Origin of the sequence: Algoriphagus chordae (assembly GCF_003254055.1) — a bacterium.
Classification (GTDB): Bacteria; Bacteroidota; Bacteroidia; order Cytophagales; family Cyclobacteriaceae; genus Algoriphagus; species Algoriphagus chordae.
This window is the reverse complement of the sequence record NZ_QKZT01000018.1, coordinates 26,176-40,577: the sequence shown is the minus strand read 5'-3', so window position 1 is coordinate 40,577 and position 14,402 is coordinate 26,176. Positions and strand designations below refer to the sequence as shown.

Genomic DNA, 14,402 nt, shown 5'->3' with positions numbered 1-14,402 from the left:
TTGATTAAAATTTAAAACCGATGTAGGGAGTTAGCTGATTCATTTTATCGGAGTTCTTGTTCCGCAGGGATGAGTACTTCATTCCAATCGTGATAGCTCGTGTTTTTTTTAGGGATTTGTCCAAACCTACACCTGCATTGAATCCATAATAGGGTGACGAAGGATCAAATTCTTTGAAACCTGTGGCAATGATGTTCTCTCTGAATTCCGCTATATCCATTTTTCCATTGTTAGCTTTCATCGAAGACCAAGAATATCCCATTTCTACGAAGGCCCTATATTTATTAGGCCTCATTTCTATGTAATACTTAGCCGCCATGGGTAATTGAATAATTGTATAGTCGAATTGAAGGTCAGTTTCAAATCTCGATTCACCTTCCTTATATGAATTGAAGCCAGAAGCATATCCAGAAGAAAATGCCGGTGTGAGATTTAGAGAAAGGTTTCGCTTGTAGCTGGGAAGGAATTCAAAATTCAAACTCAAATTGGTGGCAGTACCACTGAGCTTTCCTACTGAGTTCTGATTGGGTATTGTGAGTTGATGAGACGAAAAAGATATGCCTACCTGTGGTGTTATTCTGAAAAACCGGCTGAATGTCTGCGGTTCAGTAGTGTTGTTCGCTACCGTTAGCAAATAAGTTAAGCTGTTGTAATTCAGCTTGGAAATTTCCAATAATGGATCAAGGTTGGGGTTGTTTAGTCTGATGGAAATTTCTTCTTTGAAATCTTCACCTAGTAGGGACATGCCATTCTCTTTTTCAATAAAAAACAGTCCTCTTTTATCTATCCATTTGTATACGGAGATATCCTTATTTTCATACACGAGCTTTTCTAAAAAGACTGTGACCTTTTCACCCTTGTAGTCAAAGGTTTTTCTCTGATAGTTTCTATGGTTTTCATAAAATTCAGAGACTTCCTTGATAGAATATTCTTGGTAAGCATCTTTCTTTTTCCACTTGAAAAAAACACTTTTTAGGGGATTGGAATTGTTGATTTTAATATAGCCCTCAGTATAGGCAGAATCATTAAGGGTGATGTGATCAGGTCTTCTTTGGGCACTTACCTGATGGAGAAATCCTAACGTAAATAGTAACAAGCCTAGGACAGTAAGGCTCTTGCTGCAGCGAGTAATCCAGTGGTTTAAGTTCAAGTTAGTCTGCCTTTTATTTGGAGAAATTTGGCAAATGAACTGAATTTTTTGATTAAAAAAATAGCTTGGAGAAAGTTTATTTTTCGCCATAAAAAAACATCAAATAATCAGGAGTTAGCAGGGATTTATTGACTGCTACACTTACTATTTTTCATGTTCCATTAATAGCAATTCCAGTCTCGACCGGCATTTCTCCGAAAGCTCTGTTACGGCGGTTTCCGATGCAGCTGGAGCTGCGATAGGCTTAGAAAAGTAAATTTTGATTTTTCCTGGCCTGATCATTAGCGATCCCTTTTTCATGATCTTGTTTGCTCCGATTACTGCTATCGGCAGGATGGGAATGCCTGTTTCTACGGCAAGGCGAAAAGCACCAGACTTGAATGGCAATAGGATAGCGTCACTGTCATTTCGAGTACCCTCAGGAGCTACCACAGTTGAGATCCCCTGATTTAGAAAAGTCACCAATCGAGCTATACTTTTTCGCCTTGATTCAGCATCAGTTCTATCTACCCAGATCGCGACTTTGCCTACTACCCATCCAAAGAATGGGATTTTGGACAATTCTTTCTTTCCGAGTGCTCGTACTTGCTTTGGAATAGCGAGTGGGATAATAGCAGCATCCAGGAAGGAGCGATGGTTGAACACAAAAATGTAAGGCTGGCTACGATCGATGAATTCTCTACCCTGGAATTCATAACGAATTCCTGATCCAAAGGACCAGAGCCTTGCCCAAACGCGAAATAAGAAAAAGGAGAATTTTCCTCCGGCTGGGCTGATGCTCAAGGGAATTACGATAAAGAGCCCAAGAATCATGAGCAACGTGAAGAAAAGCAGGATGGAGTAAATGGTAAATAATACGTGGAAGATTTTTATCATTCGTTAAAATTGGTAATTTTAGGTGTAATATAATCTTCCATCTTTGCTTGCAGGAGCCTCCGATCATTCGGGGGCTCTTTTTTTTTGGAGAGAATCTAAAATTTAGGGACTTTCCTTGGGAATAAACATTTTGACCAAGAGCCTGCTCTGACAGAGTTTTTCAGCGAAGTCGCTTCGAATGACCTTTGATCAACACATTGACAGAATAGCCCAAGTGATCACTGACGAATGGAAAGGATATCGTACTATCAGCAAAGAGTACACTATTAAGCAAGTCCATAATGAGTTGGACTTGAATTTCAAAGCTATTCACACCATGATCCACAAAGTGAAAACATGGCTGTGAACCACTTATTCTTGGATCAGCAAGAGACAATTGATTGCTATCTAAGTGAATTCTCCTACAGGATAAATCGATTACAGAGTAAAGAGACCATTTTCCATAATCTGATCACCAGAATGGTTAAGGCTGAAAAATTATATATCCAGAATTTGATATGAGCTTAAATGGTCACCTCTATAAAGAATATTTTAAATAGTTTAATTACGAAGTGAATAGTGCCCGATAAACTAAGTATTTAATTGATATCATTAGATAGAATCCTTTAACTTATATTTGAGAATAATAGGGTTGTCATTTTTGCTAATTGTCCTTAAAGTTGGTATTTCATTATTCGTAAATGAATCATTATTTACATATGTCTGTATATATTCTGGATCACAAACTACTTGAATGGTGTTATCTAAAATTTCGGTTATCCCATAGGGAAATGATTTTAATGTAACAAATCTGTCTAATTTCTTTGAGAAAATAATTGTTTGGACTCCACCTTTATACATGAAATGTGCAAATATATACTGTTCATTCTCTTCATAATTTGAAAATGAAATGAATGTTTTTCCGACCTCATTTTTGAACTTATCAAAAATTTGATTTTCATCAGCTTGAATAAGTGAAGAGTGTTCTTCAAAATTTGGTGTGTATTGCCCGAAATCCCAAGAATGTATTAAACTCATTCCTTCTCTTGATAATTTATATATCTCATTTGTAAAAGGAGTGCAAAATATTAGGTTATCACCAGATCCTTTTAGAGGACTCCTAAAAAGTGATATTGATATGTTTTCAAATATTGAAGTCTCTGTATGTGCAGTAAAGATTATTTTATTTTGGCTTTTAGAATACAAACTCAAGTTATTGTCCAATCTAGAATCTTTGCTGTAAATTGCCCTAATATCTGGATCAACTAATTCCATTAGGTGGGTACTTCTAAATTCAGGAATTTCATAGTCTTCAATCCACTCTCCTTTAATTGAATAAATGTTTACAATTCCATTTGGAGAAAGTATTTCTAGTTGTTCTTTATGGGGGTTTATTATGATGTCTGATATTCTTCCATATTCTCCTGGTCCTTGGCCTTCTTTAGCAATCTTGTATAAGAATTTCCCTTCTGTGTTAAAAATAAGTATTGAATTTTGTGCTTCATCAAGAATTATGTATAACTGTTTGTGAGTGATTAATTTGTTTATTTTTATTATTAATGACTCATCTATTGTCTCCAAGGGAGTCAAAGTTATTGAGGAGAAAATTTCATCGTTATTTGTTGTTGGATTTTCTGTATTAACCGTAATTCGGGTTTCTAAATTTTTATCATTATTTAATTCACCACAAGAATAGAGAATAATAGAAATAATAATTATTTTAAGTCTTCTCATACGTTTTTGTTTTTATTTCACCTTCCCTAATATTAAGGAAGGTGAAATTTTTTTATTATATTAAAATTTACTTAATATTGAATTACTTTTTAATATTAAGTAAATTTTGTTATTTGATAGAATTTACCTAGTATTTATTTAGATTAACAAAAATCGTTTTGATATCCAGTCCAATAACAGTATGAAGTCAAAACTATATGACCATTTCCATCATCATAATAATTAAAGCTTCTTTTATGGCAACTCCCGTAATTTGTACCCCATGCAGGACAAGTTATTCCTCCGCCGCTAGATGAGCTACTTGTCTGAGCTAGCGCATCATTGCTAATTGTGAGAAAAGGATCTGTAAGACTTAACTTCACATTCATTAGTAGTGCCATAAAGAATATCCCTATAGCGGCTGTTTTTACTAATCTATTTAATTTTGTATTCATGTTTCTAAGAGTTTAATATAAGAATTTGTTTTTGTTGGTATGAATTTTCGTTTTCACCTACGCTTTCTTTTACTGTGATCGGCAGCACAAGAAAAATCATTATGTTGTTCTCGAGCCATGGCCGACCTCCTTCCTTGCCTACCGGAAAGCAGGTTTATTGGTTTTACTAAATTGCCTCCTTCTTTCGGTGTATCAGTAGGAGCGGTAATATTGGTTTTTGCAATAAGATAAGCAGGTCGCTGCTTAAGTTCCATATACATTTTGCCTATGTATTCGCCTATGACTCCTAGGACTAGTAGCTGTATTCCGGATAGGAATACAATACTTGCTATTAGCGATGCCCACCCCGGCACGGTCATGCCGAGGAATACGATGCTGATCGCATAGACTCCATAGCCGAAAGCCAGTAATGCAAAGAACCGCCCTACTGCCAGTGCAAAACGCAATGGTTTAATACTGAAAGAGGTGATGCCATTACTTTCCAGATTGAGCCAATTCAGAAATTTCATCTAAATTATACTTAATTATTTCTTCTTTTTCTGTCATTCCGTAAAGTGTATTACTATTAGAGTCAATATCAAAATGAATAAGTTTTTCTTTTGTTTTAAGTTTGCAGATCGGATTACCTTCCCAGTCTATTATGTGAATAACACCAGGATTATCTCCAGTAGCCCATTCTTTTCTGCTTTGGTTAGCATAAAGGCCAAATATGTAAGAATCTGTTTGCCTTAAGTCTACATAAAATTCATTTTTATAGGGCATAAGTGTTTTCGACACTTCATTGATTGAAGGTCTGTTGTTGTTATTTGCTGTTATTGCTAAAGAATTATTTGGATTATTTATGTCATATATATTTATTTGATCCATAAACATCATGGCACCAGCATATTTAAGTTTGTTTTCATTAAAGCTAGTGATGGTGGTCATTATATATGAGTCTGATTGATTAATAAGGCCTGAAACTAGTGCTGTATCAGTGCTTATAATTTTTTTATCTTCATAAACCGAATAGATTTGGTTAAGGTTAATAAAGTCTAAATTATCAATGAATACTTTATTATCAGTGATTTTATATGCTCGATATATTTCAGTAGTTTCACCTAGTGAAATAGTGTCTTGAAAAATATCTATTCCTTGATTAAAAGACTGTGTTAGATTATAGTGAAAGAGTCCTTCTCTTGCCTTGTCATAAAATGTGAGTAGGAGGTCATTGTCTTTTTTTTCATAAGAAAGAGGTTTTAATACATTTTGAAATTCGTTTGGACCTTCTCCTTTACGTATAAATTTTTTATCCCAATTATAGTCATTTGTTGATATTGCATGATATAATGTTTCGCTTTGAGGTGTTACTAGGATTATAAGTGTGTCGAATATTATCAAATTATTTGAAACAAACGCATCTATCTCTAGCTCTTCTCCTTTTAGTTCATATGTCTTTTCAAAAATTATATTATTGGGTTGTATTTTTTTGAATATATTATTATTTTTATTATTACACCCAAAAACAATCAGCATAATAAGATATAAGTATGATAGCGATTTCATTTTATTTCTATAAATTTGGTTAGGGTTATTAATTATTATGGGGATATTCTTGCAGTTTTATTTTTAAGATCAAAAGTTTATATATTTGATTTTTAGATCTAAATTTTATTTTTATTCATTGCCATTTTTATTAGAGAGTCGAAATTTCATTAATTGATTGTGAAATTTCATTTTATTGTAAATTTTTTTCTTGGCTTACATGGTTATTGAATTCTGGTTGTCTATGTATTTGAACATAATACCACCCATACCTCTAAGATGTTGGAATGGGTGGTAGTTTTATCTATTTAGTAATTTGGAGTGCATTGACTTCCAAAATGATACCATGGTGGAATACCTGTGGCGAGGTAACAAGGTGAACATGCCACAGATTGTCCATCGAATCCCTCCAGAATACTATAACATTGTATATTGAGGGAACTTGTCTGGGCTATCGCCGCATTATCAATATTGATAAAAGGATCTGTAAGACTCAACTTCACATTCAGGAATAGCGCTATAAAGAATATTCCCACAGCAGCTGTTCTAGCTATTTTTTTCATTTTCGTATTCATGTTTTTTCAATTTAGATTTAAAGTTTATTTCGTGGATTGTGGTACTTTCGTGTCCAATGACGTGCTTATCTTATTCGATTAGTTTAAGAAAGGGAACTTTTCTAGATCTACTTCAAGCCATTGCTGGCCTCCTTTTTGGAGTAGGTGAACTAATTGACTCAGTTATCGGATTGATCTCTGACTTCACTATATTTGTTTTTGCGATGAGGTAAGCAGGTCTCTGCTTGAGTTCCATATACATTTTACCGATGTATTCGCCTATGACTCCCAGTACCAGTAGCTGTATGCCGGACAGGAATACGATACTTGCTATCAGCGAGGCCCAGCCAGGGACTGTCATTCCCAAGAATACGATGGCTATGGCGTAGATTCCATATGCAAAAGCCAGGCAAGCGAAAAACAATCCTCCCGCCAATGCAAAACGCCAGGGTTTTGACCCATAAGCCGGACCAGACTTGGGAAATAGTACTTAAACTATAGGTAGTAGAATTGGCCATAAGGAAAAAATGATGTCAATAAAATTAAAAAAAGTAAGTTTAATTTAATCGGACAAGATCGGACAAGATCGGACAAGATCGGACAAGATCGGACAAGATCGGACAAGTTTTATTTTATAGGCAAGAAAAAATAGGTGAGATCTATAAAAAAAGCTTGTAATCCACGGAATTACTTTTAGTTTAGGATATTCACAATAAACCAACACATTCTTTAACTATTTTTTATGGAAAATAAAGCAAAAACCCGACAACAATTTGCTAATGAATATGGTGTCTCAGTGAAGACGCTTTCCAGATGGATAAAAAGACGTAACCTATGCATCGAAAATGGGCTTCTTACTCCAGCCACACAAAATGTGCTTTATGATTCGCTAGGTTTGCCGTTTTTTGCAAATAAGACAGCCTGATTTTTTGACCATAAGAAATGACAACTTACCTTTAGACTATGAATCCAACTCCAAGAACTTTCGTACATCATTCTTACTACCACCTTCAATGAAGGAATAGGATGACTATGGATTTTTGGTAAAAAAATAATAGTGGCCTATTCCTAGCGGAATGGGCCTTTTTTGCTTTGAAGAACGTTATGCTGCTTCTCCAGAAGCTGCATCTGAATACTTGATTATCGTACAGCTTCTGGAGAAGTAGTAAAACCGAAGTCCGAGCTAAGTCCTGCTTCTGGAGAAGCAGGACAACATAGTAGGATAATGAAAAGCTTGCTTCGTCGTTCCTCTGCGCTATGACAGATAAAGTGAAAAAACAGAATATACCCAAATACCATGAACACAAACACAAAACAAAAAGAATGGGTCTTCAGCGATCCCCGGCTCCAAAAGCTTAGGCAGGAGTATGATTCTTACACAGCGGAGGACTTCAAAGTTTGGGAAATTCTATTCGAGCGGCAGATGCCGAATTTGCCCAAAGCTGCTTCCAAGGCTTATCTAGAAGGAGTGGAGATGGTCAAGTTTTCGGCTGACAGAATCGCAAATTTCGAAGAGTTGAATGAGATTTTGGCAAAAAGCACCGGTTGGCAAGTTCAGGTGGTTCCTGGGCTGATCGATGATGATTTATTCTTTGGGCTGCTGAATAATAGAAGATTTCCTTCCTCGACTTGGCTTCGCACGATGGAGCAACTCGATTATTTGGAAGAACCTGATATGTTTCATGATGCTTTTGCCCATATGCCGCTGCTGACCAATCAGCCATATGTGGATTTTCTGGAAAAGCTCTCTGGGATCGCGCTAAAGCATATTGATAACCCTTGGGCGATTCAATTATTAAGTCGGATTTACTGGTTTACGATTGAGTTTGGGCTGATTCGTGAGGAAGGAGAGCTAAAAATATACGGTGCGGGGATCCTAAGTTCGGCTGGAGAGACTAAATTCAGCCTTTCAAAGAAACCTGCCCATCTGGAATACGATGTTCGTAAGATTCTGAATCAGGAATACTGGAAAGATCGCTTTCAGGATAAATACTTTGTGATCGAGAGTTACGAGCAACTTTACGAGTCGCTTCCAGAGATCGAGGAAGTGCTGGAGGAAATGTTGGTGGATGGTGAGAAGTAAGTGGTGAGTTGTAAGTAGTAGTAGGTGAAAAGTAGGAAGTGAAAATATAAATTGACCGAAGACGGGAGACCGAAGACCGAAGAACGCCACTTCGGTCTCCCGTCTTCCGTCTCCCGTCTTCTAAACATGAAAATAGCAGTTATTAAATATAATTCCGGTAATGTGCAGTCGGTGCTCTATGCTCTGGAAAGACTAGGGGTGAATGCTGAACTGACGGATGATCCGGAAGTAATACGTGCCGCGGATAAAGTTATATTCCCAGGTCAAGGGGAAGCAAGCACTGCCATGAGATACTTGAAGGAGCGAAAGCTCGATCAATTGATCTCTGACATCAAACAACCTTTTTTGGGTGTTTGCCTTGGCTTGCAGTTGCTTTGTGAACATTCAGAAGAAAATGACACAGAATGCCTAGGGATATTTCCGGTGAAAGTAAACCGTTTTGTGCCAGAGAATTCTCAGGAATTCAAAGTGCCACACGTGGGCTGGAATGAACTGGAGAATCTGGCAAATAATCCCTTGCTCAAGGATCTGCCTGCAGAGCCATTTGTCTATTACGTGCATAGCTTTTATGCTGAGTTGAGTGACTATACCATCGCCCAAACTCATTATATACATGATTTCTCAGGAATTCTCCATCGGGATAACTATTATGCCATACAGGCCCACCCGGAGAAAAGTGGCTTGGTGGGGGAGAAATTATTAAGCAATTTCCTCTGTATTTAAAACCAATTATTTTCGATTTACGATGTACGAGATTGGCTTGAACCTCAATCAACATTCCCAATTCTTAACATCTGGAAGGGCTAAATATGGGTAGGATGTGGAAAACTACAATTGAGCTCGTAAATCAAAATCATAATTTTCCAATCTTTTAATTTTCCAATCTTCCAATTAAAAAAAAATGCAAATCATCCCAGCAATCGACCTCATTGGAGGCAAGTGTGTCCGACTTAGTCAGGGCGATTACAGTAGCAAAAAAGAATACCATGACGATCCACTGGAAATGGCCAAGCGCTTTGAGGGAGTTGGGATTCAACGCTTACATCTAGTAGATCTGGATGGAGCGAAAGCAAAAAAGATTGTAAATGCAGAAGTATTGGAGCGCATCTGTGTGGGTACTTCTTTGCAAGTTGACTTTGGTGGAGGAATTCAAGCGGATGAGGAAATTGAGAAAGCTTTTGAACTGGGAGCCAAGCAAGTGACAGGAGGATCTATTGCAGTGAAAAATGCGACACTTTTTCAAGCTTGGATTTCGAAGTATGGTTCTGAGAAAATTATCCTTGGAGCAGATGCCAAGAATAAAAAGATTGCTGTTGGAGGCTGGGAGGAGACTACTTCTGTGGATTTGATTCCTTTTATCAAAGACTACGTGGCCAAAGGAATTAGCTACGTGATCTGTACCGATGTGGCTAAAGACGGTTTACTTCAAGGGCCATCTACAGATCTATACAAAGAGATATTGCAGGAAATCCCTGGAGTGAAATTGATCGCAAGTGGGGGAGTCTCCTCAGTCAAAGACTTGGAAGAACTGGAGAAAATCGGCGTCTATGGGACGATAGTCGGGAAGGCGTATTATGAAGGGAGAGTGACGTTGGAGGAATTGGCAGCGTTTGGGTGATGTACATTTACGATTTGAGAAGTACGATTTACGAGATTGAACTGGACTTCAATCCAGATTATTCAATACTTAACTTCAGGAATGGCTAAATATGGGGAGGATGGTGAACACTAAAATAGGCCTCGTAAATCCCATATCGTAAATCGTAATTTCAAATGATGAATATGATTTACGATTTTAGAAGTACGATTTACGACATTGACAAGAACCTTATTCATTATATTTAAAACCAAAATTATGGAATGTCCAAAGATTGAGATTGATGTCAAGACTAGCAAAGACCTCGTAAATCCCATATCGTAAATCGTAATTAAGAATAATGAATGAAGAACGCCGAATAATGAATAATGAAGTTTTGAATACAAGAAGATGTTAACCAAAAGAATAATCCCTTGCCTAGACATAAAGGAAGGACGTACAGTCAAAGGAGTGAACTTTGTAGAACTTCGGGATGCGGGCGATCCTGTGGAGCTGGCGAAAATTTACTCTGACGAGGGAGCTGACGAACTGGTTTTTTTGGATATCACAGCTACGGTGGACAAGCGTAAAACCTTAGCCGAGCTGGTAACCAAAGTAGCCAAAGCTATCAATATACCTTTTACCGTGGGTGGAGGGATTTCGACTATAGAAGATGTAAAAGTGTTGCTTAATGCCGGAGCAGATAAGATTTCTATCAATTCTTCAGCAGTAAAAAATCCTCAAATCATCAATGATATGGCTGCTGAATTCGGTTCACAGTGTGTAGTGGTGGCCATCGATACTAGAAATGTGGATGGAATTGACTTTGTACATACGCATGGGGGCAGGAAGGCTACTTTGCTGAAGACTCAGGAATGGGCTCAGGAAGTCTGTGACCGTGGAGCTGGAGAGATTTTGCTGACTTCCATGGATCATGATGGCACGAAGGCTGGTTTCTCCAATGAGCTTTTGGCGGAAATTTCATCCGCGCTTTCTATTCCTGTGATTGCCTCTGGCGGAGCTGGCACGATGACACATTTCAAAGATGTGTTTACCTTTGGCAAGGCAGATGCAGCCTTGGCGGCAAGTATTTTTCACTTTAAAGAAATTGGAATTCCTGAATTGAAGAGTTATCTCTCCGATTCTGAAATCAGTATAAGGAAGTGATTTAACCTTTGAGGTGTCATTTCGAAGGAGGAACAGCCTGTCCTGATTTATCGGGAACTGAGGAATCTCCTCGAAGGTTTGATTGAAAAATAGTAAAGTGTGTATTAAACAAAACCTTCGGGGTTTTGGAAACCCCAATGGATAGAATAGACATGAATATAGATTTTAAGAAAATGGATGGTTTGGTACCGGCAATAGTGCAGGATGCGATCAGCGGGAAAGTACTGATGCAGGGCTATATGAATGAGGAAGCCGTAGCGAAGACCAAAGAATCCGGAATGGTGACTTTTTTCTCTCGTAGTAAAAACAGACTTTGGACTAAGGGAGAGACTTCGGGTAATTTCATCGAGTTGGTGAGCATGGCTTCGGACTGTGACGGTGATTCGATTTTGGTGAAGGCCAATCCACGAGGTCCAGTTTGTCATACCGGAGCAGATACATGCTTTGAAGAGGTAAATTCTTCCAAGACGGGCTTTATCGATCAACTCAGAGCTATCATCAAGGATCGTAAAAACAATCCAACGGACACTTCTTATACCGCGTCACTTTTTGCCAAAGGCATCAATAAGGTCGCTCAAAAGGTAGGTGAGGAAGCTGTGGAGATTGTGATCGAAGCGAAGGATGATAATAAGGAGCTATTTATGGGTGAGGCGGCAGATTTGCTTTACCATTATCTCGTATTGCTTGAAGCCAAGGGCTATGAATTGGATGAGGTGATGGACGTGTTGATTGATCGACATAAGAAAAAGTAATGCGTTTTATGTTGGTTTGTGGCGACACGGATCACGGCGGTAGAATTGGAAGGACTTTACTTCTGTTATTTGATTGAAAGTGTTATTTTAGAACTATGAATGCGGATCTAACATCTAGAATTACAGTGAGTCCTGATATTTGCCATGGTAAACCATGTATTCGCGGTATGCGATGGCCTGTTGAAGTCATAATCGATTTGCTAGGCTCAGGTATGTCAATTGAAGAGATTATAGAAGATCATCCAGAGTTGGAAAAAGAAGATATATACGCTTCACTACAATTTGCGAAACTTAGCTTATCTGGACATCCGCTAATAGATTTAGCTTCGTGAGACTTATTTGTGATGTCCATATATCATACAAAGTAGTTTCATTTTTTAAAGGGCAAGGACATGAATGTATTCATGTAAACTTTATTCTCGCTGGATCATTTACCAAAGATTCAGAGATCGCAAATTTTGTAGATTCGGGAGATTATATCCTGATTTCTAAAGACTCAGATTTCAAAATCAGTTTTCTGCTGAATAGAAAACCTAAGAAATTGGTAAAGATCAATTTGGGTAATATTTCCAATCTTGAGCTAGTCAATATTTTTAAAACAAGAATTGAGCTGCTTGAAAAGCTCAATTTAAAACCTTCCTTTATGTTAGAAATTGGTGGTGATTACGAAAGTTATACTGAGTAATTGTTTGATAAATTTTTTCAGGGAAACTTTCGTGAGAGTCTTTTATTAGTAAGGGCTTGAAGAAAATTCAACCCTTTTTCTTTGGGGCAAGCAGAATTGCTTAACTTTTTCATTCATTCTTAACATCGTGGAAATCGCACCCGATTTTCAAACGTTTATTCGATTAGCGATGCTTTTAAACAAAAAGAATTTTTAGTATATGAAAAACAAGTACGTAGATATCCATAATCCTGTGTTTTTTCCAGCGGTTATTTTGCTGGTTGTATTTATGGCAGTTACGATAATAGTCGGCGATCCCATGCTGGTATTCTTTGACTCCGTCAAAACATTTGTTACCGAAAAGACCGGCTGGCTATTCATTTTGGTGGTTAATGTCTTCATTGTATTCTGCCTGTATCTGGGCTTTAGTAAATATGGTTCGATCCGACTGGGAGGGAAAGATGCTAAGCCTGACTTCTCTACCTCAGCTTGGTTTGCAATGCTGTTCAGCGCAGGAATGGGAATTGGGCTGCTTTTCTACGGTGTAGCTGAGCCTGTTTCGCATTATTCCAAACCTCCTGTAGCGGATCCATTTACGGTGGAATCTGCACAGCAGGCGATGAACTTCACTTTTTTACACTGGGGTATCCATGCTTGGGCGATCTATGCTGTAGTGGCTTTATCGCTGGCTTTCTTTGCTTTCAATAGAAATATGCCCTTGACGATTCGATCGGTTTTTTATCCTCTGTTGGGAGATAAGATTCATGGTTGGATGGGAGATGTAATTGATATTTTCTCAGTGATGGCGACCATATTTGGTTTGGCGACTTCTCTGGGAGTAGGAGTCAGGCAGGTTAGTGGTGGGCTTTCTCATGTTTTTGGTACCCCAAATGATGTCTGGGTTCAAGTAGCTTTGATTGCTGGGATTACAGCAGTAGCTACGCTATCGGTGGTGTCAGGCGTGGACAAAGGCGTAAAAATCCTGAGTGAGTGGAATGTAAGAATTGCGGCTTTGCTTCTGGTCTTTGTCTTGATTTTTGGGCCAACTTTATTTGTGTTCAAGTCTTTTATCCAAAACATGGGCACCTATGTCAACGAGCTGGTAGAGGTTTCCACCTGGACAGAAGCATTCGTCAATAAAGGATGGCAAGGAGACTGGACGGTCTTTTACTGGGCTTGGTGGATTTCCTGGTCGCCCTTTGTAGGGATGTTTATTGCTCGGATTTCAAAAGGAAGGACGATTCGAGAGTTTATTTTCGGAGTGCTGTTGGCTCCTAGTATTTTGACTTTTTTCTGGATGACTACTTTGGGAGGCTCAGCTATCTTTTTGGATATGCAGGATACGCTGACAGGCGGGAACCATGAGTTTGCAAAGGCAATTATAGCCGACGAATCCACTGCCTTGTTTGTGTTTCTTGAAAGGTTTCCATTGAAAATGGTCGGTTCAGTGTTAGGTATATTGTTGGTGGCTAGCTTTTTTGTCACCTCGGCCGATTCAGGTTCTCTTGTCATCGATAGCATCACTTCAGGAGGGAAATTAAATACGCCTACTCCTCAGCGGGTATTTTGGGCAACTACCGAAGGAGCGGTGGCAGCAGTTCTGCTTATTGGAGGTGGACTCACCGCACTGCAGACGGCTACCATTTCGACTGGCTTACCCTTTCTGCTGATCTTGACAGTCATGTGTTATTCGCTACTGAAAGGCGTAAAAAAGGAGTATGCTATGGAGAAGCAACTAACTGAGGAGGTAGATCAAAAGTCCTATGCAAATCGCCTTACCAAGGTTATAATGAAACAAATCGATAAAGATAAAAAGCCATGAAAGCTAGCATGACAAAAGCGTTTAATAGAGGGATTAGTGTCTGTGATGCGAAATTCTCCCGAATGAAGATCTGGTCAGTCTGTGTGG

General features: G+C 38.3%; 17 protein-coding genes and 1 pseudogene. 10 read left to right on the top strand and 8 right to left on the bottom strand.

The annotated features are described in order from the left end of the window. Positions 1–4 precede the first annotated feature (4 nt). Both LV85_RS17355 and LV85_RS17350 read right to left on the bottom strand, forming a co-directional pair. A complete protein-coding gene (locus tag LV85_RS17355; protein WP_211318434.1) occupies positions 5–1,150 on the bottom strand; it encodes a hypothetical protein in 1,146 nt (381 codons plus the stop codon). 144 nt (positions 1,151–1,294) lie between these two features. Next, positions 1,295–2,026: a lysophospholipid acyltransferase family protein gene (locus LV85_RS17350; protein WP_317046460.1), complete on the bottom strand. Its 732-nt coding sequence runs from the start codon at positions 2,024–2,026 to the stop codon at positions 1,295–1,297. 151 nt (positions 2,027–2,177) lie between these two features. Between LV85_RS17350 and LV85_RS17345 the strand changes: the two are divergent. Next, a pseudogene (locus LV85_RS17345) lies at positions 2,178–2,527 on the top strand (transposase); the annotation flags it as partial. Between the two features lie 90 nt (positions 2,528–2,617). Here LV85_RS17345 and LV85_RS17340 read toward each other — a convergent pair. The 6 genes from LV85_RS17340 to LV85_RS17320 form a co-directional block, all read right to left on the bottom strand. Then, positions 2,618–3,739, bottom strand: coding sequence for a 6-bladed beta-propeller (locus tag LV85_RS17340; RefSeq protein ID WP_111321769.1), 1,122 nt, complete (start codon positions 3,737–3,739; stop codon positions 2,618–2,620). A gap of 143 nt (positions 3,740–3,882) precedes the next feature. Then, complete coding sequence (locus tag LV85_RS21985) at positions 3,883–4,173, bottom strand: hypothetical protein (protein WP_146260499.1); 291 nt, start codon at positions 4,171–4,173, stop codon at positions 3,883–3,885. A gap of 53 nt (positions 4,174–4,226) precedes the next feature. After that, positions 4,227–4,682 (bottom strand): hypothetical protein, encoded by a 456-nt coding sequence (locus LV85_RS17335; protein ID WP_111321767.1) that lies wholly within the window; start codon positions 4,680–4,682, stop codon positions 4,227–4,229. Continuing rightward, the gene (locus tag LV85_RS17330; RefSeq protein WP_146260498.1) at positions 4,648–5,688 is read right to left on the bottom strand and encodes a TolB-like 6-bladed beta-propeller domain-containing protein; all 1,041 of its coding nucleotides are present in this window, start codon (positions 5,686–5,688) and stop codon (positions 4,648–4,650) included. The genes LV85_RS17335 and LV85_RS17330 overlap by 35 nt, the downstream gene beginning before the upstream one ends. 317 nt (positions 5,689–6,005) lie before the next feature. Beyond that, positions 6,006–6,272, bottom strand: a complete 267-nt coding sequence (locus LV85_RS17325) for a hypothetical protein (protein WP_111321763.1) — start codon at positions 6,270–6,272, stop codon at positions 6,006–6,008. 112 nt (positions 6,273–6,384) lie between these two features. Next, entirely contained in the window at positions 6,385–6,687 is a 303-nt protein-coding gene (locus LV85_RS17320) for a hypothetical protein (RefSeq protein WP_111321761.1), read from the bottom strand. Between the two features lie 306 nt (positions 6,688–6,993). Here LV85_RS17320 and LV85_RS17315 point away from each other — a divergent pair, with 306 nt between their 5' ends. The 9 genes from LV85_RS17315 to LV85_RS17275 all read left to right on the top strand — a co-directional run bounded on the left by LV85_RS17315 (position 6,994) and on the right by LV85_RS17275 (position 14,315). Further along, a complete protein-coding gene (locus LV85_RS17315; RefSeq protein ID WP_111321759.1) occupies positions 6,994–7,176 on the top strand; it encodes a helix-turn-helix domain-containing protein in 183 nt (60 codons plus the stop codon). A gap of 372 nt (positions 7,177–7,548) precedes the next feature. Further along, a complete protein-coding gene (locus tag LV85_RS17310; protein WP_111321757.1) occupies positions 7,549–8,334 on the top strand; it encodes a phenylalanine 4-monooxygenase in 786 nt (261 codons plus the stop codon). A 126-nt stretch (positions 8,335–8,460) separates the two neighbouring features. Then, positions 8,461–9,057 (top strand): imidazole glycerol phosphate synthase subunit HisH, encoded by a 597-nt coding sequence (gene hisH / locus LV85_RS17305; protein WP_111321755.1) that lies wholly within the window; start codon positions 8,461–8,463, stop codon positions 9,055–9,057. A gap of 178 nt (positions 9,058–9,235) precedes the next feature. After that, the gene (hisA, locus tag LV85_RS17300) at positions 9,236–9,952 is read left to right on the top strand and encodes a 1-(5-phosphoribosyl)-5-[(5-phosphoribosylamino)methylideneamino]imidazole-4-carboxamide isomerase (protein WP_111321753.1); all 717 of its coding nucleotides are present in this window, start codon (positions 9,236–9,238) and stop codon (positions 9,950–9,952) included. 369 nt (positions 9,953–10,321) lie between these two features. Then, the gene (gene hisF, locus LV85_RS17295) at positions 10,322–11,077 is read left to right on the top strand and encodes an imidazole glycerol phosphate synthase subunit HisF (RefSeq protein ID WP_111321751.1); all 756 of its coding nucleotides are present in this window, start codon (positions 10,322–10,324) and stop codon (positions 11,075–11,077) included. A gap of 137 nt (positions 11,078–11,214) precedes the next feature. Further along, a complete protein-coding gene (gene hisIE / locus LV85_RS17290; RefSeq protein WP_111321749.1) occupies positions 11,215–11,829 on the top strand; it encodes a bifunctional phosphoribosyl-AMP cyclohydrolase/phosphoribosyl-ATP diphosphatase HisIE in 615 nt (204 codons plus the stop codon). 95 nt (positions 11,830–11,924) lie between these two features. Next, complete coding sequence (locus LV85_RS17285) at positions 11,925–12,161, top strand: DUF433 domain-containing protein (protein WP_111321747.1); 237 nt, start codon at positions 11,925–11,927, stop codon at positions 12,159–12,161. Next, positions 12,158–12,514 carry a DUF5615 family PIN-like protein gene (locus tag LV85_RS17280; RefSeq protein WP_111321745.1) on the top strand — a complete coding sequence of 119 codons (357 nt, stop codon included), beginning with the start codon at positions 12,158–12,160 and terminating at the stop codon, positions 12,512–12,514. The genes LV85_RS17285 and LV85_RS17280 overlap by 4 nt, the downstream gene beginning before the upstream one ends. 199 nt (positions 12,515–12,713) lie before the next feature. Beyond that, the gene (locus LV85_RS17275; RefSeq protein WP_111321743.1) at positions 12,714–14,315 is read left to right on the top strand and encodes a BCCT family transporter; all 1,602 of its coding nucleotides are present in this window, start codon (positions 12,714–12,716) and stop codon (positions 14,313–14,315) included. The last annotated feature ends 87 nt before the right edge of the window (positions 14,316–14,402 follow it).